The organism is Agromyces zhanjiangensis (assembly GCF_040496055.1).
Classification (GTDB): Bacteria; Actinomycetota; Actinomycetes; order Actinomycetales; family Microbacteriaceae; genus Agromyces; species Agromyces zhanjiangensis.
On the sequence record NZ_JBEPKB010000005.1, the window covers coordinates 182,821 to 208,818 of the forward strand.

A 25,998-nucleotide genomic window follows, 5' to 3' on the forward strand; every position below is an offset into this window, starting at 1 on the left:
CCCATGAGGAGCACCGCATGACCATGACCCCCGAGGACGCCACCCGCTTCGCGTCGAACCTCGACGAGCTCGTCGGAGCCGTCGAGGAGATCCTGCTCGGCAAGAACCGCGTCATCCGCCTCGCCTTCACCGCGTTGCTCAGCGAGGGCCATCTCCTCCTCGAGGACGTCCCGGGCACCGGGAAGACGTCGCTCGCACGCGCGATGGCGCAGTCGGTGGCGGGGTCCAGCAACCGCGTGCAGTTCACACCCGACCTGCTGCCCGGGGACATCACCGGCGTCTCGGTCTACGACCAGCGGTCGGGAGCCTTCGAGTTCCATCCGGGTCCCGTGTTCGCGAACATCGTGCTGGCCGACGAGATCAACCGCGCGAGCCCGAAGACGCAGTCGGCGCTCCTCGAGGTGATGGAGGAGGGCCAGGTCACGGTCGACGGGCAGACCCACGTCGTCGGCCGGCCGTTCATGGTCATCGCGACGCAGAACCCGGTCGAGCAGGCGGGCACCTATCGGCTGCCCGAGGCACAGCTCGACCGCTTCCTCATGCGGACCTCCATCGGGTACCCGGACCACGCGTCGACGATCCGGATCCTCGAGGGCACCGACCAGCGAGCGCACGACCATCGGGTCGAGCCGCGCCTCGATGCGGAGCAGATCGTGGAGATGGCCGCCCTTGCCCGCACCGTGTACGTCGACCCGACCATCAACGACTACGTGTCGCGCCTGGTCGATGCGACGCGCAGCGCGACCGAGGTCCGCCTCGGCGTGAGCGTCCGCGGTGCCCTCTCCCTCGTGCGGGCGGCGAAGACGCACGCCGCGGGGCGCGGACGGCACTACGTCGTGCCCGACGACGTGAAGGCGCTCGCCGAGCCCGTCCTCGCGCACCGCCTGATCCTCGACCCCGAGGCGGAGTTCGACGGCGTGACGGCGTCGAACATGATCGCCCAGGTGCTGATCGAGACGCCGCCGCCCTCAGCGAGGCAGGCCGGGTGACCTTCCAGACCCGCACGTCCATCCCGGAGGAGGCTGCGAAGCAGGGCTTCCTCGCGGTGACGATCGCGCGCGCGGTCGTCGCGGTCCGGCGGGCGGCGTCCGTCGTCGAGCGGTGGACGCGCGCGGGCCGGAGCGTCGTCACCCCACTCGGGTGGGGCGTGCTCGGAGCGGCCGTCGTCTCCCTGGTCCTCGGCTACGGGTTCGGATGGCTCGAGCTCGCGCTCGTCGGGTGGGGTGCGGTGCTCGTGCTCGTGCTCGCTTCCGCCTGGCTCGTCGGTCGCGGCGCGGGCGCCATCGACCTCACGCTGCCCGTGCCCCGGGTGGCGGTCGGAGAGACGGCCGAGGCGCGCCTCGTCGCGCACAACCCCGGGCGCCGGCGCTTCTCCGGTGCGCGGATCGAGCTCCCGGTGGGGCGGAAGGTCGTCTCCCGATTCGTGCCCGCCCTTCCGCGGGGCGGGACGCTGGACGAACGCGTGCCGATCCCGACCGAGCGGCGTGGCGTCGTCGAGGTCGGCCCCGTTCGCACCGTGCGCGCCGACCCGGTCGGGCTGATGCGGCGCGAGATCGTGTGGTCCGACGTGCGGATGCTGCACGTGCATCCGCGCACCATCGCGGTGTCCGCGCTCAGCACCGGCTTCCTCCGAGACCTCGAGGGCTCGCCCACCCGGGACCTCACGGCGAGCGACATCGCCTTCCACGCGCTGCGCGAGTACCAGCCGGGCGACGATCGCCGGTACATCCACTGGCGGAGCTCGGCGAAGACCGGCACGTTCATGGTCCGGCAGTTCGAGGAGACCCGACGCAGTCGTCTGATGGTGCTGCTCGACCTCGCGGCGGACGCGTACGAGGACGAGGAGGACTTCGAGCTCGCGGTGAGCGTCGCGGCGTCGATCGGTGCTCGCGCGATCCGCGACGCCCGAAGCCTCGCGTTCGTGGTCTCGGAGCGGGAGCGCCCCCGGCGCGAGCCCGGAACGCGAGGGGAGCCGGCGAGCCGACGCGGACCCGGGTCGGCGGTTCCGGGAGGTGGCACCGGCGCCCCCAGGCGGCGGCAGCCGGCCGTCGGGGAACTCCCCACCGCGTCACGCGACCGGCTGCTCGACGCGCTCTGCGTGGTCGAGGCCGACGACCACGCCGCGGGCCTCGCGGACACCGCTCGCGCAGCGGCGGAGTCGGTGTCGGGCGTGTCCCTCGCCTTCGTCGTCACCGGCGGCTCGCGCAGCGTCGCCGAACTGCGGCAGGCCGCCTCGCGACTCCCGCTCGGTATCGAGTCCGTCGCGGTGCGGTGCTCCGCCGAGGGCGAGGCGACCGCGCGCTCGGTCGGCGGCCTGTCGGTCTACGGCATCGGCTACCTCGAGGACCTCACCGCGATGCTCGCGAGGACGGCATCGGTCGCATGAGCACGTCCCAGGGGGCGCCCCGCACGAGTTCCGTGCGGCGGCGGACGCGCCTGCTCGTCGCGGGTGCGAGCCTCGGTTCCGCGATCGTGAGCACGACCTTGGTCATGGCGGTCGTGGCGACGTCGATGCTTCCGTGGTGGCCGATCTACGAGAGCCCGGCCTTCGTGTACGCAGCGGGCGTGGCGATCGTCGCCGGAGCGGCGATCGGCTTCGCCGGCGCCGTCTGGACCTGGCCGTCCTGGGCGGTCGCGTCTGCGATCGCGGCGGCCTACCTCGTGCTCGGCGTGCCCGTGGCGGTGCCGTCGAGCGCCTACGCCGACGTCCTGCCGACCGCCGAAGGACTCGTCGAACTCGTGGCCGCGGTCGCGCTGTCCTGGAAGCAGCTCGTGACGATCTCCGTCCCGGTCGGCTCGTACCAGACACTGCTCGTCCCGCCGTTCCTGCTCGGCCTGATCGTGACGGCGGTCGCCGTCACGATCGCGCTGCGCACGCGCCGCCCGTCGACGGCGCTGCTCCCGCCCGCGCTGCTGCTCGTGGTCGGCGTCGTGCTCGGCGTCGTGCACGACGAGGTGGCGTTCGAGGCGGGCGTCGCATTCCTCGTCGCCGCCATCGCGTGGCTCGTGCGCGTCGGCATCGCGGAGCGCCGGCGAGCCGTCGTCGAGCACTCCGGCGAGTCCACGCTGGCCGACGTGCGGCGGATCATCGGCGCGACGATCGTCGCCGCCCTCGCCCTCGTGGGAGCGACCGCGGCGACGCTCGTGCTCCCGACCGGACCCCGCGACGTGGTCCGCGCGGAGCTGCGACCCCCGTTCGAGCCGAACGACTACGACAGTCCGCTCGCGGCGTTCAGGTCGGCGTTCGCGCCCGAGGTCGCCGAGGACGAGATGCTCCGCGTCGGGGGCCTTCCGGCCGGCGCCGGACTGCGGATCGCCACGCTCGACACCTACGACGGCATCGTCTACTCGGTCGGGGACAGCGATCGTTCCGGCGCATCCGGGCAGTTCTCGCGGCTGCCCTACCGGCTCGACCAGTCCGCGACGCCGGGCGAGGCGGTCCGCCTCGACGTCGACGTGCTCGGGTACGACGACGTCTGGGTGCCGGGCATCGGCCAGCTCGAGCGCATCGCCTTCGGAGGGGAGCGGGCCGGCGCACTCGAGGACGGATTCGCCTACAACGACGTGACCGGCACGGCGGGCGTCCGGTCCGGCCTCGATCGCGACGACCGGTACACGGCCGACTCGATCGCGTGGATCGAACCCGTCGACCTCGCCGAGCTCCGGCCGGGCGGCGCGGTCCTGCCCGATTCCCCGGACCCGCCCGACGCACTGCTCAGGCTGCTCGACCGTTGGACGCGATCATCCGACGAGCCGGGCGTGCGGCTCGCGGGCCTCATCGAGGGGTTCCACCGCGAGGGATACGTCAGCCACGGCATCGGCGAGGATGAGGTGGCCAGTCGGTCCGGTCACGCCCTCGACCGGCTCGCGGAGCTCGCGACCGCGAAGCCGATGGTCGGCGACGGCGAGCAGTACGCCGTCGCGGCGGCCGTGCTCGCGCGCTCGATCGGCTTCCCGACGCGCGTCGTCGTCGGCTACCTCCCGCGCGACGGGGAGGCCGCCGGCGACGCCGGCGGTGACGTGGTCTTCCGCAGCGCCGACCTGCAGGCGTGGATCGAGGTCCAGGCCGAGGACGGTGGGTGGGTCGCGGTCGACCCGAACCCGGAGGTGCGGCCGATCCCCGAGCGGCAGCCCGATGAGCCGACGGTGGTCTCCCGGCCGCAGTCCGCGCTGCCGCCCCCGGAGGACCCGACGCCCGTCGACGACCTCGCGGCCGAGCCGGACTCGGGGTCCGAGGATCCGGATCGTGGCGACGCGTGGATCGACGCAGTCCTCGCCGTGCTCCGCGTCGGCGGCATCGTGCTCGCCGCCCTCGCCCTCCTCGCGAGTCCGTTCCTCGCGGTCATCGCGGCGAAGGCCCGTCGGCGCCGACTGCGCAGACGCGCGCCGACCCTCGAGGAACGCATCGAGGGCGGATGGGAGGAGTTCGCCGACCAGGCGACCGATCACGGCTACCCGATGGCGGAGAGTGCCACACGCGCCGAGCAGGCGGCCGTGGTCGGCGGCCTCGGGCCGGCGGTGCTCGCGTCGGTCGTGGATCGGGCCGTGTTCGGGCCCGATGGTCCGGGCGACGGCGACGACGAACGGGTCTGGGCCGCCGTGGCCGAACTGCAGCGCGGCATGGACGAGCCGCGATCCTGGCTCGAACGCGCACGAGCGCGCGTCTCGCTCGGGTCGCTCGGCGGGTACGCTGGCTCGCGGAAGGGAGCCGGGACGTGAACTGCCGGATCTGCGGTGCGACGTTGCCCGAGGGGGCGATGTTCTGCGGCGAGTGCGGAAGCTCGACGTCCGCGACGCCCGAGTCGCGGCGTCCGCTCGACCCCCGGCCGGGAGACACGTACGTCATCCATCGGTCCGATTCGGGTGTGCTGAGCGTTCCGCTCGGCGAGACGGCGCACGGCGCGACCGCCGAGCCCGTCGAGGTCGTCGGCCCCGGTGCGGAGGCGGAGACGACGTCAGCGGCCGAGCCGGCGGCACCCGGACCCGCGGATGCGGCATCCGCCCGTTTCGTCCTGACCTTCACCACGGGCGAGGTCGTGACGATCCAGGGCAGCGGCCTCGTCGGTCGCCGACCGCTGGCGGAGCCGGGGGAGTCGTTCGACCACCTCGTGCAGATCGTGGATCGGGGCCTGTCCGTGTCGAAGACCCACCTCGAGTTCGGCGAGCACGATGGCGGCCTCTGGGTCGCCGATCGATTCTCGGCGAACGGCACCGTCGTGCGGCGCCCCGGGGAGGGCGGCGTCCGATGCGAGCCGGGCCGTCGCGTGCTCGTGCCACGGGGCAGTCGCGTGGAGATCGGCGAACAGGCGTTCGTCGTCGCCTGAGTCCGGCGACCCGTCCTCCACGGCCGGCCAGACGACCGGGACATCCGTGCGTCGCCCGCACGACCTGCGGATCGATGCCGGCGTCTGGTCTGCTCGCTGCATGACGGATGCCGCCGGGCCGAGCCTCGACGCCCTGCCGGCACTCCACGTGCCGCCCCTCCTGCCGGAGCCGCCGCGCCCGCCGTTCCCGTGGTTGGCGACGGCCGCACCGGTCCTCGGTGCGGTGGTGATCTGGGCGATCACGGGCTCGGTCGTCTCGCTCGCGTTCGCCGCACTCGGCCCGCTCGTGGCCGTCGCCGCCGTGCTCGACGCGCGACGGACCGCGCGACGCACTCGTCGGAGGCAACTCGTCGATCGCGAGGAGCAGCTCGGCCGGCTCCGCTCGGAGGTGGCGCGGCGTCACGACCTCGAGCGCGCCCGGGCGTGGCGTCGCACGCCGGCTGCTCGAGCACTGACCCGCCGTGCCCCGGCCTGGTCGCCCGGGCTCCCCGAGGCGATCGTCGTCGGGTCCGGAGCGGTCGCGAGTCGCGTGTCGATCGAGGGGGCGCCGGGCGAGGATCCCGAGGCGCTCCGGCTCGTCGCGGAGGCCGCCGTGCTCGCCGAGGCACCGGTGCGCGTCGCGCTCGAAGGGGGCGTCGGGTTCGTCGGCGAGCTCGCGCTCGCGCGCGCCTCGGCTCGTGCGGCGATCGTGCAGGTCGCGGAAGCGACCGACCCGTCGACGTGTCGCGTCGTCGGGCCACCGTCGTGGCACTGGCTCGCCGCCCTTCCGCACCGCGCGGCCACCCCGGACGCCGCCGTCCTCCGCCTGGTCGAGGAGGAGGCCGAACCCGACGCCTCCGACGCCGTCGCCCATCCGATCCCAACGGAGGCCCGAGGCGACGGCGCCGTCGAGGTCGAGATCGCGATCGCGATCGCACGCGATGCGGTGTCGCTCCCGCCCGGCGTACGCACCGTCGTCGAGGTGACGGCGTCTCGACATGCGCTCGTCCACGTGACCGGCACCGAGGCACGTGCGATCGAACCGGAGCTCCTCTCCGAGGCGGAGGCCCGGAGCGCCGCGCATCGACTCGCGCGGATCGCCGACCGCGCGGGCGTCGCGTCGGGTCGGGCGGCGCTCCCCGACTCGATCGGGCTCGGCGAGCTGCCGCCTCCGGCGGGGGCCGCGGCGGACCGGGCGAGCCTCGCGGCGACGGTCGGCGTCGGCGCCGGCGGGCCGGTCGCGATCGATCTCGTCCGCGGCCCGCACGCCCTCGTCGCGGGGACCTCGGGCAGCGGGAAGAGCGAGCTGCTCGTCACGTGGATCGCGGCCATGGCCGCGCGCTACGCGCCGGATCGGGTGGCGTTCCTGCTCGTCGACTTCAAGGGCGGAGCGGCGTTCGAGCCCGTGCGCGGGCTCCCGCACGTGGCGGGCCTCGTCACCGACCTCGACGAGGACGAGGCGGCTCGGGCCGTCGAGAGCATCCGCGCGGAACTGCGCCACCGCGAGCGGGTGCTGTCCACGTCGGGCGCCCGCGGCATCGTCGACCTGCCCGGCGAGGTGACCCTGCCGCGCCTGGTGGTGGTGGTCGACGAGTTCCAGGCGATGATCGAGCGCTTCGGCCAGCTCGGCGCCGTGGTGGCGGACGTCGCGTCCCGTGGCCGATCGCTGGGAGTGCACCTCATCCTCGCATCGCAACGTCCGAACGGCATCGTCCGCGAGCAGGTGAGCGCGAACTGCGGCATCCGGGTCTCCCTGCGCGTCCTCGACCGCGCGGACAGCGTCGCGGTGCTCGGCGTGGACGGCGCCGCCCGGCTCGATCCCGGCCGGCCCGGGCGCGCGCTGCTCGACCCCGGCGACGGACGAGCGGTCGAGTTCCATTCCGCGCGCGCCGACCGGGAGCTGATCGCCGGCATCGCCGCCCGTCACGCCGACGCCGCTCGGCCGCGCCGGCCGTGGCTCGATCCGCTCCCGCCGAGCATCGACCTCGACGACGTCGACGCGGTGCTCGGTGCGGGTGGGGGTGCGGGCGCGGGCGCGGGTGCGCCTCGCCGGGACGAACGGGCCGGATCGGCCGAGCTGCTGCTCGGTGCCGCGGACGAACCCGCGGCCCAACGCCGGATCGCCGTGACCTGGAACCCCGAGGTCGACGGCCCGCTCGTGGTGCTCGGTGCGCCCGGGTCCGGGCGCACCGCCCTGCTGGAGGCGCTCGCGACCCAGGTCGCACGTCGGCACGGCCCGGCCGCGGTGCTGCGGCTCGAGGGGCCGCGCAGCGCGATATGGGACGGGCTCGCGATCCTCCGGAGAGGGGCCGGCGTCCGGCTCGACGCCGATGCGCGCACGCATGCGCCGCGACTCGTCCTGGTCGACGACGTCGACCTGAAGCTCGCGGGCTGGCCGGACGAGCACCGGCTCGCCGCGCTCGACGCGCTCGACGAGCTCATGCGCGCGGGCCGAGGTGCCGGGCCGGCGATCGCGCTCGCGGCGGGCCGGGTTGCGGCGCTCGGTTCGGCGGGCCGCGACGTCGCGGCCACCCAGGTGCTGCTGCGTCACCCGAGCCGCGCCGATCTCGTGCACGCGGGCGGCGACGGCCACCTGCATCGGGGAGAAGCGCCGCCCGGCGCCGGTCAATGGCGCGGGCGCGCCGCCCAGTTCCTCCGCGCGGATCGTCGGACGGATCCCGCTCCACGGGTCGAGGCCGCGCCATTCCGCCTGGACGCCGCCCGACCCGTCGCCGTCGCCTCGGCACGACCGGGCGCGGATGCGGATTCGATCGGCCGGGTGGCTCCGGGGATGGAGCTCGTCCGACTGGCCGACGGACCGGACGCCGCGCGGCGAGCCCTCTCCTCGATCGAGGCGGGCGGCGCTGGCGTCGTGGTCCTCGGCGACGCCGACGCGTGGGCGGCCAATTGGAGCCTCGCGGCTGCGGCCCGGGCGCGGGCGGAACTCCTCGTCCACGGGGGAGGTTCCGAGCTGCGTGCGCTGCTCCGCGACGCCGAGCTCCCGCCCCTCCTCGACGTCGATCGCGACCAGTGCTGGCGCGTCCGTGCCGACCGCACGACGGAACGCGCGGCATGGCCACCCGTGTGACGACGGATTCCATCCGTCCTGTGCCGGTCAAGACACTGATTCCGTGCGTGATGTTCGCAGAAAGTTACGATTTGGACATAATCTGCTGCGTTCCGCCACGCAGTGTGTCAGTATCTTCGCACCCCTGCACGCGCATGCATGTCGATTGGAGACCTCGTGAGCAGCCGTCCCCTTCCCCAGGACCCCATCGTCCGCGCCCTCGTCGCGCAGGCCCGCCAGGCGCAGCTGACTCGCCGCGGCCTGCTCGCGGGCGCCGGAGCCGGTGCCTCCGCGCTCGCGCTCGCGGCGTGCTCGACCGGTGGCGGCCAGGCGCGCCCGACCGCAGCGGCCGACGTCTCGGACACCGACAAGACCCTCAACTGGGCCAACTGGGCCGCGTACATCGACGAGGACGACGACGGCAACTACCCCACGCTCGTCCGGTTCACCGAGGAGACGGGCATCGAGGTCAACTACGACGTCGCCGTCGACGACAACAACACGTACTACGGCAAGGTCAAGGACCAGCTCGCGCTCGGGCAGGACATCGGCGCCGACACGGTGTGCCTCACCGACTGGATGGTCTCGCGCTGGATCCGCCTCGGCTACACCCAGGAGCTCGATCACGGCAACATCCCGAACATCGCCAACCTGGCGCCCGCGCTCGCGAATCCCAGCTTCGACGAGGGCCGCGCCCACTCCCTCCCGTGGCAGGGCGGCTTCGCCGGCATCTGCTGGAACACCGAGAAGGTGCCCGGCGGCCTCGAGACGGTCGAGGACCTCTGGAACTCCGAGCTCAAGGGCCGCGTCGGCGTGCTCTCCGAGATGCGCGACACGATGGGGCTCATCATGCTCCAGAACGGCGTGGACATCGCGAGCCCCGACTGGGGCGACGCCGAGTTCGACGCCGCGATCGAGATCCTCGACGAGCAGGTCGCGAACGGCCAGATCCGCAACATCAAGGGCAACTCGTACCTCGAGGACCTCAAGAGCGAGGACACGCTCGCCGCCATCTGCTGGTCGGGCGACATCACGGTCCTGAACGCGGAGGCCGGCGACAAGTGGCAGTTCGCCATCCCCACGGCCGGCGGAACGCTCTGGAACGACAACTTCCTGATCCCGATCGGCTCGCCGCGCAAGACGAACGCCGAGACGCTGATCAACTACTACTACGAGCCCGAGGTCGCCGCCGAGGTCGCCGCGTGGGTGAACTACATCACGCCCGTCGTCGGGGCTCAGGAGGCCGCCGTCGCGATCGACCCCGAGCTCGCCGAGAACCAGCTGATCTTCCCGAACGAGGAGACGCTCTCGAACGCGTTCATCTTCCGCGCGCTCTCGGGCGCCGAGGAGCAGAAGTACCAGACGCAGTTCCAGCAGATCCTCCTGGGTTCGTGATGTCGATCCGCGAGTTCGCCGAGAGCGGCGCCGACCTCGAGCTGGTCGGCATCCAGAAGCGGTTCCCGGGCTTCACGGCGATCGAGGAGCTCGACCTGACCATCCCGGCCGGGTCGTTCTTCGCACTGCTCGGCCCGTCCGGCTGCGGCAAGACGACGACGCTGCGGCTCGTCGCCGGCCTCGAGGAGCCCACTGCGGGCCGCATCCTCATCGGCGGGAAGGACGTCACCGACACGAAGGCGCACCAGCGCCCCGTGAACACGGTGTTCCAGAGCTACGCCCTGTTCCCGCACATGTCGATCATCGACAACGTCGCGTTCGGGTTGAAGCGCCGCCGCATCGGGGACGCCGAGACCAAGGCGCACGAGGCGCTGAAGCTGGTCGAACTCGACCACCTGGCGCAGCGGCGCCCGGCGCAGCTCTCGGGCGGGCAGCAGCAGCGCGTCGCACTCGCCCGCGCCATCGTGAACCGACCCGCGCTGCTCCTGCTCGACGAGCCGCTGGGCGCCCTCGACCTCAAGCTGCGTCGCCAGATGCAGCTCGAGCTGAAGACGATCCAGGAGGAGGTCGGCCTGACCTTCCTGCACGTCACGCACGACCAGGAGGAGGCCATGACCATGGCCGACACGGTCGCGGTCATGAACAAGGGCGCGATCGAGCAGATGGGCGCGCCGGAGGAGCTCTACGAGCTGCCCCGCACGGCGTTCGTCGCGAACTTCCTCGGCAAGTCGAACCTGTTCACCGGCGACGTCGTCGGCACGACCGACACGGCGATCACGGTCGACGCGGGCGGCCACCGCATCACGGTCGCCACCGCCCGTGCGCAGCGCCACCAGGGACTCGTCACGGTCGGCGTCCGACCCGAGAAGGTCACGCTCCACGCGGAGCAGCCCGAGGAGGTCGCGGGGCGCAACCTGCTCGGCCCCGGCCGGGTCATCGACGTCTCCTTCGCCGGCGTCAGCACGGAGTACATCGTCGCGGTGCCGGGCGTCGGGACGATGTCGGTCTTCGCGCAGAACATGACCTTCGGGCCCGTCGCCCACGAGGGCTCCGAGGTCTGGCTCAGCTGGGACGTGGAGCACGGCTTCGGGCTCTCCGACGAGCCCGACGAGTCGTCGCGCTTCCCCGCCGACGCCGACACGCAGTCCATCGCGGTGCAGCGCCGGGAGGCGCTCATCACGGAGCTCGAGGGCAGCTGAGCCATGGCCTTCGCAGCGTTCGCGACGACGGAGGCACAGCCCCAGGCGACGCGGAGGAAGAGCCCGATCGCGCTCCTCCTCCTGTTGCCGGGCATCCTCTACCTCGTCCTGTTCTTCATCACGCCGCTGATCTCGCTGATCCTGACCTCGTTGCAGGCACCCAGCGAGTTCGGCGACATCGGAGTGTACGACTACGCCTTCAACTGGCAGAACTACGTCGCCGTCATCCAGGACTACTGGCCGCACATCCTGCGCTCATTCGGCTACGCCCTGCTCGCCACGGTGTTCGCGCTCCTCTTCAGCTACCCGATCGCGTACTTCATCGGCGTGAAGGCGCGGCGGCGGCCGTTGCTGCAGAGCCTGCTGCTCGTGCTCGTCATCGCCCCGTTCTTCATCAGCTTCCTGCTGCGCACGCTCGCATGGAAGCAGATCCTGTCGGACGAGTCGCTGATCATCACCTCGCTCAAGGCGCTCTCGCTCCTGGCCCCCGACGCCTACTTCGCCGGTACGCCGTTCGCGGTCGTCTTCGGCCTGACGTACAACTTCATCCCCTTCATGACGCTGCCGCTCTACACGGCGCTCGAGCGGCTCGACACGCGGTACCTCGAGGCCGGCAGCGACCTGTACGCGAACTCGTTCACGGTGTTCCGCAAGGTCACCATCCCGCTGTCGATGCCCGGCATCGTCGCGGGCACGCTGCTCACCTTCATCCCCGCGGCCGGTGACTACGTCAACGCGAGCCGCGACTTCCTCGGAGGTCCGGACACGCAGATGATGGGCAACGTGATCGAGGCGAACTTCCTCGTGCTGCTGAACTACCCGGCGGCCGCGGCGCTCTCGATCATCCTGATGGCGGCGATCCTCGTGCTCGTCGGCGTCTACGTGAAGCGATCCGGAACGGAGGACCTGCTGTGAGCGGCGAAGTCCAGGCGGCGGCCGTCCTCGGCGGCCTCACCGAGAGCGAGGAGCTCGAGGACCGGCGCGGACCCCAGCGACCGCGTCGACGCCGGATCGGGCTCGGCGACTGGCTCCTTCCGGTCTACGTCGTCCTCGCGTTCATCTTCCTGCTGATCCCGATCGCGTACACCTTCGTGTTCTCGTTCAACGACTCGCTGAAGTCGAACATCGCGTGGCGCGGGTTCACCTTCGACAAGTGGTTGAACGTGTGCAACGTCGAGGGCGGCGCGGTGTGCGAGGCGTTCGGCAACAGCATCGTCATCGGCCTCGTCTCGACGGTCGTCGCGACGACGCTCGGCACGATGATCGCCATCGCGCTCGTCCGGTACCGCTTCCGGGCTCGCTCGTCGATCAGCCTCCTGCTGTTCCTGCCGATGGCCACGCCCGAGGTGGTCCTCGGTGCGGGACTCGCGGCGCAGTTCCTCGCGGTCGGCGTCCCGAAGGACATGCTGACGATCATCCTCGCCCACACGATGTTCTGCATCAGCTTCGTGGTGGTCACGGTCAAGGCTCGCGTGGCCAGCCTCGATCCCGCGCTCGAGGAGGCGGGGCGCGACCTCTACGGCTCGCCGCGCGAGGTGTTCTGGCGCATCACGTTCCCGCTGCTGACGCCCGGCATCATGGCGGCGGCCCTGCTGTCGTTCGCGCTGAGCTTCGACGACTTCATCATCACGAACTTCAACTCCGGTTCGGTGACGACGTTCCCGAAGTACATCTACATCTCGGCCTCGCGCGGCATCCCGGCTGAGGCGAACGTGATCGCATCGGCGGTGTTCCTCGTCGCACTCGCGATCGTGGTCATCGCGCAGGTGTCGCGTGCGGCTCGCGCCAAGCGACTCGCCGCCCAGATGGGCTGATCGCACACCGATACGATGAGGCCGCGACGCCCGAGGGGTCGCGGCCTCTCGTATCGGCGCGGGCGTCGGGACCGGGCTCGGTGCGGGTGCCGGGAGCGCGCTAGACCGTGGCGCGGATGCGGCCGACGACGCGTCCGCCGCCGAGCACGTCCAGCCCGAGCTCGGGCTCGAGCCCGTCCACGGCGGACGCCTCGAGCGCACCGGCCCCGACGAGCAGCCGCGCCGCGACGATCACCGAGGCGCGGGGCGAGCCGTCGAGCATCTTGAGGGCGACGGTCGTGCCGTCGGCGGCCGTCATGACCTGGACGCCCTCTGCCCCGAACTTGGAGAAGACGCCGAGGCGGTCGATCGCGATGGTGTCGGGTCGCCCGGGCCCCGCGATCGCCCACCCGTTCGCGCGCACGCCCTCGGTGAGCGCGGCCCCTTCGCGGAACAGCGCGAAGGGCGACGACGTCGACGAGGACGCGACCTTCTGCACGCCGCGCGCGAGCGCGGTGAGTCCGACCGCGTGGACCGGCGCGCCGCAGCCGTCGATCACGGTCGCCGCCGGGCGCTCGCCGGTGAGGCGCTCGAACACGTCGAGGATGCGCTTCTGCAACGGGTGGTCGAGATCGAGGTAGTCGTCGATCGGCCAGCCGTTGGCGTGGCAGGCGAGGAGCATCGCGGCGTGCTTGCCCGAGCAGTTCATCGTGATGGACTCGGGGCGCATGCCGTTCCGGACGAACTCGTCGCGGGACGCACGGTCGGTCGGGAACTCGGCCGGACAGCGCAGCGCCGAGGCGGGGAGCCCCGCTCGCGCGAGGAGCCCGCGCACGAGCGCGACGTGCTGCGGGGTGCCGCTGTGGCTCGCGGACGCGATCGCGGCGTCCTCGCCCCGGAGGGTGACGCCCGAGGTCATCACCGCGAGCGCCTGGAACGGCTTCATGCTCGACCGGGGGATCACCGGAGCAGTGGTGTCGCCGAGTTCGCGCACGACCTCGCCCTCGGGTCCGAGGACGACGGCGGAGCCGACGTGGCGCGACTCGACGAAACCGCCGCGCTCGACGATGGCGAGCTGGGCTGCGGCCGAGGCCGTGAAGGTCTCGCCCACGGGTCAGGCGAGGGCCGCGAAGGCGTCGTCGAGCACGCCGAGCGCGTCCTCGATGAGCTCGTCCGTCATCCGCAGGCTCGGCAGGAACCGCAGGACGTTGCCCCAGGTGCCGGCGCTGAGGAACAGGACGCCCTGCTGCGCCGCGTGGGCCACGATCGCGGAGACCGCTGCTGCGTTCGGGGCCTTGGTCGTCTCGGCGGTACCCGACTCGACGAGCTCGATCGCGATCATCGCGCCCCGACCGCGGATGTCGCCGATCACGTCGTACTTCGCGCGCAGCCGCTCGAGGCCGGCGGTGAGCGTCGCCTCGATCCGGCGCGCCTCGCCCAGGAGCCCGTCCTCCTCGATGGTCTCGAACACGGCGATGGCGGCCGCGCAGGCGACGGGATTCCCGCCGAACGTGCCGCCGAGGCCGCCCGGGTGCGAGGCGTCCATGATCTCGGAACGGCCGGTGACCGCCGCGAGCGGGAAGCCCGCCGCGATGCCCTTGGCGGTGAGCACCAGGTCCGGGGTCCAGTCGAAGTGCTCGGACGCGTAGTAGGCGCCCGTGCGAGCCATGCCCGACTGGATCTCGTCGGCGATCATCACGACGCCGTTCGCGGTGCACCACTCCTGCAGCGCAGGGAGGTAGCCGTCGGCATAGACCATGAAGCCGCCCTCGCCCTGGATGGGCTCCACCACGAGGCAGGCGAGATCGGACGCGCCGACGACCTTGTCGAGGTAGGCGACCGTGCGGGCCGCGGCCTCCGCGCCGGACAGCCCGTCGCGGTAGGGGTAGGAACTCGGTGCGTGGTACACGTCGCCGGCGAACGGCCCGAACCCGGTGCCATACGGCATGGCCTTGTAGTTCATCGCCATCGTGAGGTTCGTGCGGCCGTGGTACGCGTGGTCGAGCACGGCGACGGCGCGCCGACCGGTGTGCTTGCGCGCGATCTTCACCCCGTTCTCGACCGCCTCGGCCCCGGAGTTCACGAGCACGGACTTCTTGGGGAAGTCGCCCGGCGTGTGCGCCGCGAGCAGTTCGGCGACGCGCACGTACTCCTCGTAGGGCGTGATGGTGAAGAGCGTGTGCAGCACGTCGCGCGACTGTGCGGTGGCCGCCTCGACGACGCGGCCGGGCGTGTGACCCACGGTGGTCACGCCGATGCCGGCACCGAAGTCGACGAACCGGTTGCCGTCGACGTCCTCGAGGACGGCGCCGTGGGCGCGCTCGATGTAGACGGGGAGCACGCTCGAGACGCCAGCGGACACGACCGCGGTGCGGCGCGCCTGGAGCTCCTGCGAGCGGGGACCGGGAACGGCGGTGACGATCCGTCGCTCCTGCGGCACGGCGGCCGGTTCGGCCGGGTCGGCGGGCACGGATTCGACGGGGATCCAGGTGTCAGTCATGATCGGACCAGCCTAACCCCGGGGTCGCCGCGCGAGGTCGGGGGGCGGGTGCAGAATCGACGACGGCGGCGTCCATCGCGCCGCACCACCGGAGGGAACGACATGCTCGGCGAACACCGCTACGCGATCGAGCTGGAGTGGCAGGGCGACCGCGGCGAGGGCACGGCCTCGTACCGGTCCTACGGGCGGCAGCACGCCGTGCGCGCCCCGGGCAAGCTCCACGAGATCGCTGGCTCGAGCGACCGCGCCTTCCACGGCGACCGCGACCGCTGGAATCCGGAGGAGCTCGTGCTCGCCGCGCTGAGCGAGTGCCACATGCTCTCCTACCTGCACGTCGCCGTGAACCACGGCGTCGTCGTGGTCGGCTACGAGGATGCCGCGACCGCGACGATGCGGGAGGACGGGCGCGGCGGCGGGCGGATGGAGGAGGCGGTCCTGCGCCCGCGCGTCACCGTCGCAGACCCGTCGATGCGCGAGCTCGCCGAGTCGCTGCACCACGAGGCGTCCGAGAAGTGCTTCATCGCGGCATCCGTCGCCTTCCCGGTGCGGCACGAGCCGACGACGCTCGTTCGCGGCGACTGACCCCACGCCGCGGGACGGACCGCCGGAGGCGCGAGGACTCAGGGAAGCGACTGCGACGGCGCGAGCGCCGAGCCGGGCGGTGCGGGTGCCGGGCACGGGTACCCGCCGACGAGACGTGAGCATGGCGGGAAGTAGGCCGGGAGCCGTTCCTCGTGCGGATCGCCGAACCACCGGTTCCAGATGCGCCAGAAGTTGAGGTTGCCGTACGCCGAGCACTCGTCGCCTCCCGACGGGTCGGCCAGCACGGCGTCGTTCGGCTGGTACGGCGTGTAGTTGTAGAGGTTCGCGGTCGCCTGGTTGCGGATGCGCACGGTCGACGCGCCGCAGGCGGCGTCCGGATGGAAGCCGACGTCGACCGAGCCGACCTGGAAACGGCGCACCGGTTCGACCGTGTACTGCCGGAACTGCCAGCCGGCCCGGTACACCTGGTTGAAGAACCCGAAGTACCGGGCATCGCAGTCGGCCGTGTCGGGGCAGCCGTAGCCGGTCGCGCGTTCGTACCCGCGCGCGCTCGGCCTGGTGAGCAGCGACTGCTCCTTCTGCAGGAGCACGAGGAGGGTTCGCGGGCTGACCCCGCAGGCGTCGGCGACCTCGGCGATGATGCGACTCGCGGGCAGCGCCTCGCCGCCCGGGACGGCGCTGCAGTGCCGTGGCCCGGCGGCAGGGACACCCTCCACGTCCTCGGCGTACTCCGCGAGGCACGGCACGGCGTCGACGGGCCGGCAGTCGCGGGACTCGAGGAAGGCCTGGATGTCGCGCACCGTCATCGCGGCCGAATCGTAGAAGGAGTCGTCGCTCACGATGAACCCGGGATCGAACCGGTCGGTCGAGGGGATGCGGCGGTCGGCCGACGTGGGGTCGCGCTCGATCCCGGTGGTCGGCACGCAGCCGGCCAGCAACAGGGCCGCGGATGCCGCGAGTGCGGCGATCCACGCGCGAGAGCGAGTCCTCATCGGGCCGACCCTACCGGTGCGCGCCACCGCGTCGCTGGGAACCTCCACCGACCCCGGCGGGTCACGGCGAGCATCGACGACGGCGGCGCGTCGCTACACGCGTTCGCGCGGAGCGACGCGGTCCGCGATCTTCGCGAGCGCGCCCTGCGGCGGGGCCTCGTTGTAGGCGTTCGCGAGCTCCTGGCCCGTCAGGGCGTGGATCGCCGCCATGATCTCGTCGGTCGCGGCCCGACGGGCGCGTCCCGACGTCGCCGGGCCGTGCCTGCCGAGGTCGAGCGGCTCGCCGAACCGCACCGTGACCGGGCGCACCCGGGGCACCGACGAGCCGACGGGCTGGATCTCCTGCGTGCCGATGAGGCCCACCGGCACGACGACGGCGCCCGTCGTGAGGGCGAGCCAGGCGATGCCCGTGCGCCCGCGGTACAGGCGGCCGTCGAGCGACCGCGTCCCCTCGGGGTAGAGCGCGAACGCGCTGCCGGCGTCGAGGATCCGGCGGCCCTGGTCGAGCGCGGCCTGCGCCTGCGCCCCGGCGCCGCGCTCGACGCTCACCGCGCCGATCGCCGTGAAGAACGTGCGTGACAGCCAGCCTTTGAGGCCCGTGCCCGTGAAGTAGTGCGACTTCGCGAGGAACTGCACCGGGCGCGGCGCAGCGAGCGGGATCACGATGCTGTCGACGAAGGACAGGTGGTTCGAGGCGAGGATGACGGGGCCCGTCCGAGGGACGTGCTCGGCGCCCGTGATCGTCGGCCGGTAGATCATCCGGACGAGCGGGCGGAGGACGCCGCGAACGAGCCCGTACACGGGGCCGGGCTTCGACGGCGGGGCGGGGACGGCGTCGGCCTCGATCTCACTCACCCTCCGACGCTACGCGAGGCCGTATGCGGGCCCCGGAATATCACCGGGGCTCGGGGAGCGCCCCCGAGTGCGCCATCATGGGCGGATGGACATCGCATCCGCGGAGGTCGTGGAGCTCGAGGACACCGGCGTGCGTGTCATGGTCGTCGCGGGCGGCCGGCGCGGCGCCGGAGTCGAATCGGTGCTGCGCGCTCACCTCGCGGGATCGTCCGGCGTGCCGGCGGACGACGTCGAACTCGTCCATGCGTGCCCCGTCTGCGGCGTGCGGCACGGCAGCCCCGTCGTGCGCTACCCGACCACGCCGTCGGGCGGCCAGTGGTTCGCCGACGCGGCCACGGGGGCCGGCGTCGTCGTGGCGGCGGCCGGCACGCGGCATCCGCTCGGGGTCGGCATCGAGGCGGCGACGCCGGAACCCTCACCCGCCCTCGACACCGCAGCGCTGCATCCGATCGAGCGGGCCCGTCTCGACGAGGTCGACCCGTCGGCGCGGGCGCTCGTGCGGGCGCAGCTGTGGGCGCGCAAGTCCGCGCTGCTCCGGGCCGTCGGCCACCTCGAGGTCCTCGAGCCCTCCCGGATCGCCCTCTCCCTCCCGGGCGACGACCACGGCGACGCGCGCATCACGCGGAGCGTGCCCGAGCTCGGGTCGCGGTGGGAGGACGTCCGCATCGTGGACGTCGCGGTACCCGGCCGCCTCGCGGCATCCGTCGCCCTGCTGCCTCGTCGCTGAGGGCGCGCGGCCTAGAGTGGCCCTGTGCGCAGCGTCATCATCCTCGGGTCCACCGGTTCCATCGGCACGCAGGCGCTCGACGTCATCCGCGCGAATCCGCGCCGCTTCGATGTCGTCGGGCTCGCCGTCGGGTCGAACCGCGCCGAGCTCGAGCGGCAGGCCGACGAGTTCGGCGTCGAGCACACCGCGGTCGGCATCGACGAGGCCGTGCAGCTCGTCCGGAGCGTCGACGCCGACGTCGTGCTGAACGGCATCACGGGGTCGGTCGGGCTCGGCCCCACGATCGCGACCCTCGAGCGCGGCATGACGCTCGCGCTCGCGAACAAGGAGTCGCTGATCGTGGGCGGCGACCTCGTCACCCGACTCGCGGCCCCGGGCCAGATCGTTCCCGTGGACTCCGAGCACTCGGCCATAGCGCAGGCGCTGCGTTCCGGCACGCACGACGAGGTCCGCCGGCTCGTGCTCACCGCCTCCGGCGGGCCGTTCCGGGGACGCCGGCGCGAGGAGCTGGCCGACGTCACCCCGGCAGAGGCCCTCGCGCACCCCACGTGGGACATGGGCCTCGTGGTCACCACCAACTCGGCGACCCTCGTGAACAAGGGCCTGGAGGTCATCGAGGCGCACCTCCTGTTCGCCGTCGACTACGACCGTATCGACGTCGTCGTCCACCCGCAGTCGATCGTCCACTCGATGGTGGAGTTCGTCGACGGCTCGACGATCGCCCAGGCGTCGCCACCCGACATGCGCCTGCCGATCTCGCTCGGCCTCGACTGGCCGAACCGCGTGGCCGCGGCCGGGAAGCCGCTGGACTGGACGAGCGCGCAGCAGTGGAGCTTCGAACCGCTCGACGAGTCGGCGTTCCCCGCCGTGCGGCTCGCCAAGCAGGTCGGCCGTGCGGGCGGCGAGTACCCCGCGGTGTTCAACGCCGCCAACGAGCAGGCCGTCGCGGCGTTCCACGCCGGCCGGATCGCGTTCACCGAGATCGTCGACACCGTGAAGGCCGTGGTCGACGCCCACGAATCGCCGTCGGGCGCGCTCACCGTGGACTCGCTCGCCGAGGCGGAGCGGGCCGCGCGTCGCGCGGCCGACCTCCGCATCGCGCGCGCGTAGCGGCGCGTCGCGCGCGCATGGCTGCGCCTCGCACGCGCATGGCTGCGCCTCGTTCACAGTCCGCGGACAGCGCGCACCAAGGGATCGCCCCTACGATGACGGGGTGGAATCCGTGCTCCTGTTCGTGATCGGCGTCGCGATCATCGTCGTCGGCCTCGCCGTCTCGATCGGCCTGCACGAGATCGGGCACCTCGTGCCCGCGAAGCTCTTCGGGGTCAAGGTCACGCAGTACATGATCGGGTTCGGGCCGACGATCTGGTCGCGCCGGAAGGGCGAGACCGAGTACGGCGTCAAGGCGGTCCCGCTCGGCGGCTACATCGCGATGATCGGCATGTTCCCGCCCGGCAGGGACGGGCACGCCAAGGAGGACAGCACGGGCTTCTTCCGCTCCCTCGTGCAGGACGCCCGTGCCTCGAGCGCCGAGTCGATCACGCCCGGCGACGAGCACCGGGCGTTCTACCGGCTGCCCGTCTGGAAGCGCATCATCGTCATGTTCGGCGGGCCGTTCATGAACCTGGTCCTCGCGGTCGTCCTGTTCGGCGTGCTGCTGATGGGCTTCGGCATCTCGCAGCCGTCGACGACCATCGGGTCGGTGTCGGAGTGCGCGCTGCCGGCGACGAGCGAGCGCCAGACGTGCGAGCCCGGTGATCCCGCCGCGCCGGGCGCCGAGGCGGGCATCCAGCCCGGCGACACGATCGTCGCGGTCGCGGGACAGCCGATCCGGACGTGGACGGAGTCCACCGCGGTCATCAGGGAGCACCCCGGCGAGGAGATCCCGGTCGTCGTCCTCCGCGACGGCGAGGAGGTGACGCTCGCGGTGACGCCGCTCCTCAGCGAACGCTACGTCACCGACGACCAGGGCCGGATCGTCGAGGGCGCCGACGGCGAACCGATCACCGACGAGGTCGGCTTCGTGGGCATCTCGCCCGCCGCCGAGACCGTGCGCCAGCCGCCGTCCGCCGTGCTGCCCATGGTCGGCGAGAACGTGCAGGCGGTGGCGGGCATCATCGTCAACCTCCCGCAGCGACTGGTGGATGTCGCCAACGCCGCGTTCGGACCGGAGGAGCGCGATCCGAATGGACCGATCTCGGTCGTCGGCGTGGGCCGGGTCGCGGGCGAGATCGCGAGCCTCGACGAGGTCCCGATCGCCTCGCGCGCGGCTGGCCTCGTGGGCATCCTCGCCTCGCTCAACGTCGCGCTCTTCGTCTTCAACCTCATCCCGCTGCTGCCCCTCGACGGCGGCCACATCGCGGGAGCGCTGTGGGAGGCCATCCGTCGGGGCTGGGCGAAGCTCAGGAACCGCCCCGACCCGGGTCCGGTCGACCTCGCGAAGCTGATGCCGCTCACGTTCGCGATGGTGATCGTCCTCGGCGGCATGAGCGCCCTGTTGATCTACGCCGACATCGTCAAGCCCATCAGCGTGCTCTGACGGACTACTTCGGACTACTCCCGGGGGAGTAGTCCGGGTGGCGCCCCGGGTCGGATCCCGGTCGATCCGCCGGGGGATACGATCGGGGAATGCCCGCGCCGACCTGGGACGGCGCCGCCCCGTGGGGCGGACGACCCGAGCGATTCCGGCCGCCGCCGAACGTCGTGCTCGTCGCGCCGGTGGTGATCAGCGCGATCGTGCAGGTGCCCGCGGCGATCGCGATCGCGGCGTGGATGCGCCTGCCCGCGAGCCTCGAGGTCCTGCACGTGGGGCTCGCGGTGGCCGGCCCGCTCGCGCTCCTCGCCGCACGTCGCGCGCCGGGTCCGACGGTCGCGGCCGTCACCGCGCTCGCACTCGCCGACCTGGTCCTGCCGCCCGACGTGGGTCCGCCGTACGTGGCCCTGGCGCTCGCGATCGTCCTCGCGGTCGCGCGCGGTGCGCTCGGCTGGGCGGTCGTCTCGGTCGTCACGGGCTGGGTCGCGGCGATCGTGCTCGCGTCGGGCTTCGGCCCGGAGTGGCACCCGCTGCGGGTCGCCGGCACGACGGTCCTCCTGGCGGCGTGCTTCGGCATCGGCGCCTTCGTCCGCGTGCGGCGCGAGCGCGCGGCCGCCTACCGCACGGACCTCCAGCAGCGTCGGCGGACCGCCGAGGAGCAGGAGCGGATGCGGATCGCCCGCGAGCTGCACGACGTCATCGGGCACGCGCTCTCGCAGATCAACGTGCAGGCGAGCGTGGGCCTGCACCTGATGGACCGCGATCCCGACCGGGCGCGGAGCGCCCTGGAGAACGTCAAGGCGACCTCGAAGTCCGCGCTCGAGGAGGTGCGCAGCGTGCTCGGCGTCATCCGCGCGGACGCCGCCGGCGACGAGTCGGCTCCGCTCGCCCCGCAGGCCGAGCTCGCCGACCTGCCGAAGCTCGTCGCCGGTGTCGCCGCACCCGGCTTCGACGCCGAGCTCGTCGACCGCCTCGACGCCGAGCCGCCGCGCGCGGTGCAGTTCGCCGCCTACCGCATCGCGCAGGAGGCGCTGACCAACGTGGTCCGGCACGCGCGGGCCACGCGAGCGGTCGTCGCCGTCGAACGGCTGGGCGACGAGCTGCTCCTCACGATCGACGACGACGGTCGGGGCGTGCAGGGTGCGGCCGGGGGCGGCGGCATCCTCGGCATGCGCGAACGGGCGGCGCTGCTCGGCGGCACGGTCGCGGTCGAGCGGTCCCCGAGGGGCGGCACGCGGGTCACCGCGCGGCTGCCGTGGGGAGGCGGTGCATGATCCGGGTGGCACTCGCCGACGACCAGCTCCTCGTCCGAGCGGGATTCCGTGCGCTCCTCGAGGCCGAGCCCGACATCGCCGTCGTCGGGGAGGCGTCGACCGGCGAGGACCTGCTGGCGCTCGTGCGCGCCGAGCCCGTCGACGTGGTGCTGATGGACATCCGCATGCCGCGCGGCGACGGACTCTGGGCGACCGAGCAGATCGCCGCCGACCCGGCGCTCGCCGGGGTCCGCGTGGTCGTCGTCACGACCTTCGAGCTCGACGAGTACGTCGCGCGGGCGGTGAGGGCCGGAGCGAGCGGGTTCCTCGTGAAGGACACGGAGCCGGCCGACCTCATCCGCGCGGTCCGCGTGGTGGCGGCCGGCGACGCGCTGCTGTCGCCCGGCGTGACCCGGCGTCTCCTCGAGCGGATGTCGGCGGGCCTCCGCGAGGCGCCCGACGCCGACGCGCTCGCGGCACTGACGGAGCGCGAACTCGAGGTCCTCCGGCTGGTCGGGCAGGGCCTCACGAACGACGAGATCGCCGGACGGCTCGTGCTCAGCCCGCTGACCGCGAAGACGCACGTCTCGAGGATCATGTCGAAGCTGCACGCGCGCGACCGGGTGCACCTCGTGGTCGTGGCGTACGAGACCGGGCTCGTCGCGCCCGGCTGGCAGTGACCTCGCGCACCGGTGGCGTGCTCCCCGAGGAGTAGTCCGAGTGCCGCCCGACGGCGGATGTGCCGGGCGGGGCGCGCGGCGAGGCTGAGATCGACGGCCCGGACCGGGGCCGCACGATCAAGGAGTCCCGACATGCTCACCTCCCTCGCCGCCGCATCCGCGGTCGCCCACGCCGGTCCGTGGGGCCCCGGATTCGGCTGGGCGTTCCTGTTCGTCCCGATCCTCTGGATCCTCGTCATCGGGCTCGTGGTGTTCCTCGTCACGCGTCGTCGGCGCGCGTGGGGCGGCGCCGACGGCCCGCCGTGGGCGCGGTCGGCGTCGGCGGAGTCGACGCTCGCCGAACGCTTCGCGCAGGGCGACATCGACGAGACCGAGTACCGGGCCCGGCTCGAGGTGCTCCGCACGAACCGGCCGAACGGCTGATCGATCCGGCGAGCGGATGCCGCGGCGGCGTGCCGGGGCATCCGCTCGCCTCACCGCGTCGGCGCGATCACGCCAGCGCGCGTTCGAGCGCGGCGGCCTGGTGCCGGTGCCCGATGGTCTCGTAGCCGACGATCACGACGACCGGGGAGAGCGCGGTGATCACGATGCCGGTGCCGATGCTCGCGCCGGCGGCGACGGCCATCACCGCGGCGACGAGCGGGAGGATGCTGCCGACGTAGAGCAGGATGTGGAACGGGTCGAACTCCCGCAGCAGTGCGGAGTAGATCGTGAACAGGGCGGTCGAGTAGGCGGCCACCGGGACGACGACGGTGAGCAGCGCCGTCGTGTCGTCGATGTGCGCCGTGCCCTCGATCACGTAGGCGGCGACGTGCAGGCCCGCGCCGGTCGCCGCGAGCGAGCCGAAGATCGCGAGGTGCCCGTAGCCCCAGACGAATCCGCGCTCGCGGTGCCGCGCGAGCACGGCGCCCGACGGCATGACGAAGTACACCCACCAGAGCCCGAACGCGAGCATCGTGCCGCCGACCGTCACGAGCACGGCCTCGACGTCCCAGCCCTGCTCCTCGACGACCGCGCTGATCGCGAGGATGGTGCCCAGCACGATCTCGCCGAGCGTGATGATGACGAGCAGGCCGTACCGCTCGGCGACGTGGTGCGCGTGCCACGGCGTCGGGCCGCCCACCCGCTCGGCGATGATCGGTCCCGCCATCTCGAACAGCACGAGCGCCAGGAACGCGATGAACGTGGTCGAGAGCGGGGGGTTCGCCACGAGGAGCAGGATCCAGCCGACCTGTGCGGCCGAGACGAGCACGACGTAGGCGAGGGCGGTCCGGCGGTGCGCGGGGTCGTGGCGTGCGGCGCGGATCCAGAGCGCGACGACCGCGACGCGCATGATCACGTAGCCGATCACGACGACGCCGTTCTCGAGCTCGCCGCCCTCGTCGATCGAGTGGAAGGCCTGCGGCAGGCCGAGCGCGAGCACGATGACCCCGATCATCACGACCATCGTCGCGACGCGGAAGAAGATGTCGTCGTTGTCGTAGGCCGACGCCAGCCACGTGAAGTTGATCCACGCCCAGGCGATGGCGAAGATCGCGAACACGAAGCCCGCCGTGGCGGCCGCGAAGTGGCCGAGCTCGAGCAGGTGCGCGGTCTGGCTCCCCGCCGCGCTGAAGGCCGCGACGAAGACGAGGTCGAAGAAGAGCTCGAGCGGCGTGGCCGAGCGGTGCGGCTCGTGCGGGTCGCGCCCGGTCATCCGGCGGAGCCGGTGGTCGAGGCGCGTCGGCCGGTGCGCCTCGCGCCCCGAGGAGTCCGTCGTCGTCTCGCTCATGTGCGCCTCCTCGTCGGGCGGGCCCGTGCCGTGGGGATCATTCCACCACAGCGCGGGCCCGCTCACGCCGGGTCAGCGCGAGAGCAGCAGCGCCTCGCCCTGGCCGCCGCCGCCGCACAGCGCGACGGCCGCCCTGCCCTCGCCGCGCTGCGCGAGCTCACGGGCCGCGTGCAGCGCGAGACGGGCGCCGGATGCGCCGATCGGGTGGCCGAGGGCGATCGCGCCACCGTGGATGTTGACCTTCTCCGGGTCGAGCGAGAGGTCCTTCATCGACTGCAGCGACACGGCGGCGAACGCCTCGTTGATCTCGACGAGGTCGAGGTCGCCGGCCTGCCAGCCGGCGCGGTCGAGCGCAGCCGCGATCGCGTTCGAGGGCTGCGAGTGGAGCGAGTTGTCGGGCCCGGCGACCTGGCCGGATGCCCCGACCAGCGCGAGCCACGGGAGGCCGCGCTCCTCGGCCCAGGCGCGGCTCGCGACGACGACGGCCGCGGCGCCGTCGGAGATCGGCGAGGAGTTGCCCGCGGTGATCGCGCCGCCCTCCGCGAAGGCGGGGCGGAGCTTCGCGAGCGTCTCGGGCGTCGAATCGGGGCGGACGCCCTCGTCGGTCGTGACGACCACGGGGTCGCCCTTGCGCTGCGGGATCTCGACGGGGACGATCTCGTCGTCGAACACGCCCGCGGCCTGCGCCGTGCCCGCACGGACGTGCGAGGCCGCCGCGATCTCGTCCTGTTCGGCGCGCCCCAGGCCGTACCGGTCGTTGTAGCGCTCGGTCGAGGCGCCCATCGACTCCCGGTCGAACGCGTCGGTCAGCCCGTCGGCGGCGGTGTGGTCGAGCAGCTCGACGCTGCCGTACATGTGGCCCTTCCGGGAGTCGGGGAGGAGGTGGGGCGCGTTGGTCATGGACTCCTGGCCGCCGGCCACGACGACCTGGGCCTCGCCGAGGCGGATCAGTCGCGCGGCGTCGGTGATCGCGACCAGGCCGGAGAGGCACACCTTGTTCAGGGTGATCGCGGGCACGCGCCAGGGGATGCCCGCGGCGACCGCGGACTGCTTGGCGGGGTTCTGCCCGGCGCCGGCCTGCAGCACCTGGCCCATGATCACGGCGTCGACGTCGTCGGGGGAGACCCCGGCCTTCTCGAGGGCGCCGCGGATGGCGACGGTGCCGAGTTCGACGGCGGTGCGACTGCCGAGGTTGCCGGCGATGCGGCCGAACGGCGTGCGGGCGCCGGCGACGATGACGACGTCGGGAAAGCTCATTTCGGTGGGACTCCTTCGTCTCTGCGTCGGTGCACGGGGTCGGTGCACCGATCCGGGTTGCGCGTCGTGCGCGATCGACTCTAGTGTACGTTCCTGAGACCTGAACCACCTGTCAGGTTTCTGACACCGT

General features: G+C 72.7%; 22 protein-coding genes. 16 read left to right on the plus strand and 6 right to left on the minus strand.

The window, feature by feature from the left end:
* The first annotated feature begins 17 nt into the window (after positions 1-17).
* The 9 genes from ABME02_RS11685 (at position 18) to ABME02_RS11725 (ending at position 12,778) form a co-directional block, all read left to right on the plus strand.
* A complete protein-coding gene (locus tag ABME02_RS11685) occupies positions 18-989 on the plus strand; it encodes an AAA family ATPase (protein WP_353815506.1) in 972 nt (323 codons plus the stop codon).
* A complete protein-coding gene (locus tag ABME02_RS11690; protein ID WP_353815507.1) occupies positions 986-2,386 on the plus strand; it encodes a DUF58 domain-containing protein in 1,401 nt (466 codons plus the stop codon). Before ABME02_RS11685 ends, ABME02_RS11690 begins: the two co-directional genes overlap by 4 nt.
* Complete coding sequence (locus tag ABME02_RS11695; RefSeq protein ID WP_353815508.1) at positions 2,383-4,719, plus strand: transglutaminase-like domain-containing protein; 2,337 nt, start codon at positions 2,383-2,385, stop codon at positions 4,717-4,719. The genes ABME02_RS11690 and ABME02_RS11695 overlap by 4 nt, the downstream gene beginning before the upstream one ends.
* A gap of 146 nt (positions 4,720-4,865) precedes the next feature.
* Entirely contained in the window at positions 4,866-5,324 is a 459-nt protein-coding gene (locus ABME02_RS11700; protein WP_353815509.1) for an FHA domain-containing protein, read from the plus strand.
* 100 nt (positions 5,325-5,424) lie between these two features.
* On the plus strand, positions 5,425-8,391 hold the full coding sequence (locus tag ABME02_RS11705; RefSeq protein WP_353815510.1) for an FtsK/SpoIIIE domain-containing protein: 2,967 nt from the start codon (positions 5,425-5,427) through the stop codon (positions 8,389-8,391).
* Positions 8,392-8,547: 156 nt separating this feature from the next.
* Entirely contained in the window at positions 8,548-9,765 is a 1,218-nt protein-coding gene (locus tag ABME02_RS11710; RefSeq protein WP_353815511.1) for an ABC transporter substrate-binding protein, read from the plus strand.
* The gene (locus tag ABME02_RS11715) at positions 9,765-10,964 is read left to right on the plus strand and encodes an ABC transporter ATP-binding protein (protein WP_353815512.1); all 1,200 of its coding nucleotides are present in this window, start codon (positions 9,765-9,767) and stop codon (positions 10,962-10,964) included. The genes ABME02_RS11710 and ABME02_RS11715 overlap by 1 nt, the downstream gene beginning before the upstream one ends.
* A gap of 3 nt (positions 10,965-10,967) precedes the next feature.
* Positions 10,968-11,879: an ABC transporter permease gene (locus tag ABME02_RS11720; RefSeq protein ID WP_353815513.1), complete on the plus strand. Its 912-nt coding sequence runs from the start codon at positions 10,968-10,970 to the stop codon at positions 11,877-11,879.
* A gap of 95 nt (positions 11,880-11,974) precedes the next feature.
* On the plus strand, positions 11,975-12,778 hold the full coding sequence (locus tag ABME02_RS11725; RefSeq protein ID WP_353815603.1) for an ABC transporter permease: 804 nt from the start codon (positions 11,975-11,977) through the stop codon (positions 12,776-12,778).
* Positions 12,779-12,878: 100 nt separating this feature from the next.
* Here the strand turns inward: ABME02_RS11725 and ABME02_RS11730 are convergent, their stop codons facing one another.
* Positions 12,879-13,868: an asparaginase gene (locus tag ABME02_RS11730; protein WP_353815514.1), complete on the minus strand. Its 990-nt coding sequence runs from the start codon at positions 13,866-13,868 to the stop codon at positions 12,879-12,881.
* A gap of 3 nt (positions 13,869-13,871) precedes the next feature.
* Complete coding sequence (gene gabT / locus ABME02_RS11735; protein WP_353815515.1) at positions 13,872-15,257, minus strand: 4-aminobutyrate--2-oxoglutarate transaminase; 1,386 nt, start codon at positions 15,255-15,257, stop codon at positions 13,872-13,874.
* Positions 15,258-15,359: 102 nt separating this feature from the next.
* Between gabT and ABME02_RS11740 the strand changes: the two genes are divergently transcribed.
* Positions 15,360-15,839, plus strand: a complete 480-nt coding sequence (locus ABME02_RS11740) for an OsmC family protein (RefSeq protein ID WP_353815516.1) — start codon at positions 15,360-15,362, stop codon at positions 15,837-15,839.
* 38 nt (positions 15,840-15,877) lie between these two features.
* On the opposite strand, the gene ABME02_RS11745 is transcribed toward ABME02_RS11740, so the two are convergent.
* Both ABME02_RS11745 and ABME02_RS11750 read right to left on the minus strand, forming a co-directional pair.
* A complete protein-coding gene (locus ABME02_RS11745; RefSeq protein ID WP_353815517.1) occupies positions 15,878-16,792 on the minus strand; it encodes a hypothetical protein in 915 nt (304 codons plus the stop codon).
* 93 nt (positions 16,793-16,885) lie between these two features.
* On the minus strand, positions 16,886-17,647 hold the full coding sequence (locus ABME02_RS11750; RefSeq protein ID WP_436408264.1) for a lysophospholipid acyltransferase family protein: 762 nt from the start codon (positions 17,645-17,647) through the stop codon (positions 16,886-16,888).
* A gap of 85 nt (positions 17,648-17,732) precedes the next feature.
* On the opposite strand from ABME02_RS11750, the gene ABME02_RS11755 reads away from it, so the two are divergent.
* The 6 genes from ABME02_RS11755 (at position 17,733) to ABME02_RS11780 (ending at position 23,263) form a co-directional block, all read left to right on the plus strand.
* Positions 17,733-18,374, plus strand: a complete 642-nt coding sequence (locus tag ABME02_RS11755; RefSeq protein WP_353815518.1) for a 4'-phosphopantetheinyl transferase family protein — start codon at positions 17,733-17,735, stop codon at positions 18,372-18,374.
* 24 nt (positions 18,375-18,398) lie between these two features.
* Positions 18,399-19,484 carry a 1-deoxy-D-xylulose-5-phosphate reductoisomerase gene (dxr, locus tag ABME02_RS11760; RefSeq protein ID WP_353815519.1) on the plus strand — a complete coding sequence of 362 codons (1,086 nt, stop codon included), beginning with the start codon at positions 18,399-18,401 and terminating at the stop codon, positions 19,482-19,484.
* A gap of 103 nt (positions 19,485-19,587) precedes the next feature.
* A complete protein-coding gene (locus ABME02_RS11765; protein ID WP_353815520.1) occupies positions 19,588-20,913 on the plus strand; it encodes a M50 family metallopeptidase in 1,326 nt (441 codons plus the stop codon).
* An 89-nt stretch (positions 20,914-21,002) separates the two neighbouring features.
* Positions 21,003-22,181, plus strand: coding sequence for a sensor histidine kinase (locus ABME02_RS11770; RefSeq protein WP_353815521.1), 1,179 nt, complete (start codon positions 21,003-21,005; stop codon positions 22,179-22,181).
* A complete protein-coding gene (locus ABME02_RS11775) occupies positions 22,178-22,840 on the plus strand; it encodes a response regulator transcription factor (RefSeq protein WP_353815522.1) in 663 nt (220 codons plus the stop codon). The genes ABME02_RS11770 and ABME02_RS11775 overlap by 4 nt, the downstream gene beginning before the upstream one ends.
* A 132-nt stretch (positions 22,841-22,972) precedes the next feature.
* Positions 22,973-23,263 carry an SHOCT domain-containing protein gene (locus ABME02_RS11780; RefSeq protein WP_353815523.1) on the plus strand — a complete coding sequence of 97 codons (291 nt, stop codon included), beginning with the start codon at positions 22,973-22,975 and terminating at the stop codon, positions 23,261-23,263.
* A gap of 67 nt (positions 23,264-23,330) precedes the next feature.
* Here ABME02_RS11780 and ABME02_RS11785 read toward each other — a convergent pair whose 3' ends face one another.
* Both ABME02_RS11785 and ABME02_RS11790 read right to left on the minus strand, forming a co-directional pair.
* Positions 23,331-24,611, minus strand: a complete 1,281-nt coding sequence (locus ABME02_RS11785; protein WP_353815524.1) for a low temperature requirement protein A — start codon at positions 24,609-24,611, stop codon at positions 23,331-23,333.
* 72 nt (positions 24,612-24,683) lie between these two features.
* Positions 24,684-25,868, minus strand: coding sequence for an acetyl-CoA C-acetyltransferase (locus ABME02_RS11790; protein ID WP_353815526.1), 1,185 nt, complete (start codon positions 25,866-25,868; stop codon positions 24,684-24,686).
* Positions 25,869-25,998: the final 130 nt, after the last annotated feature.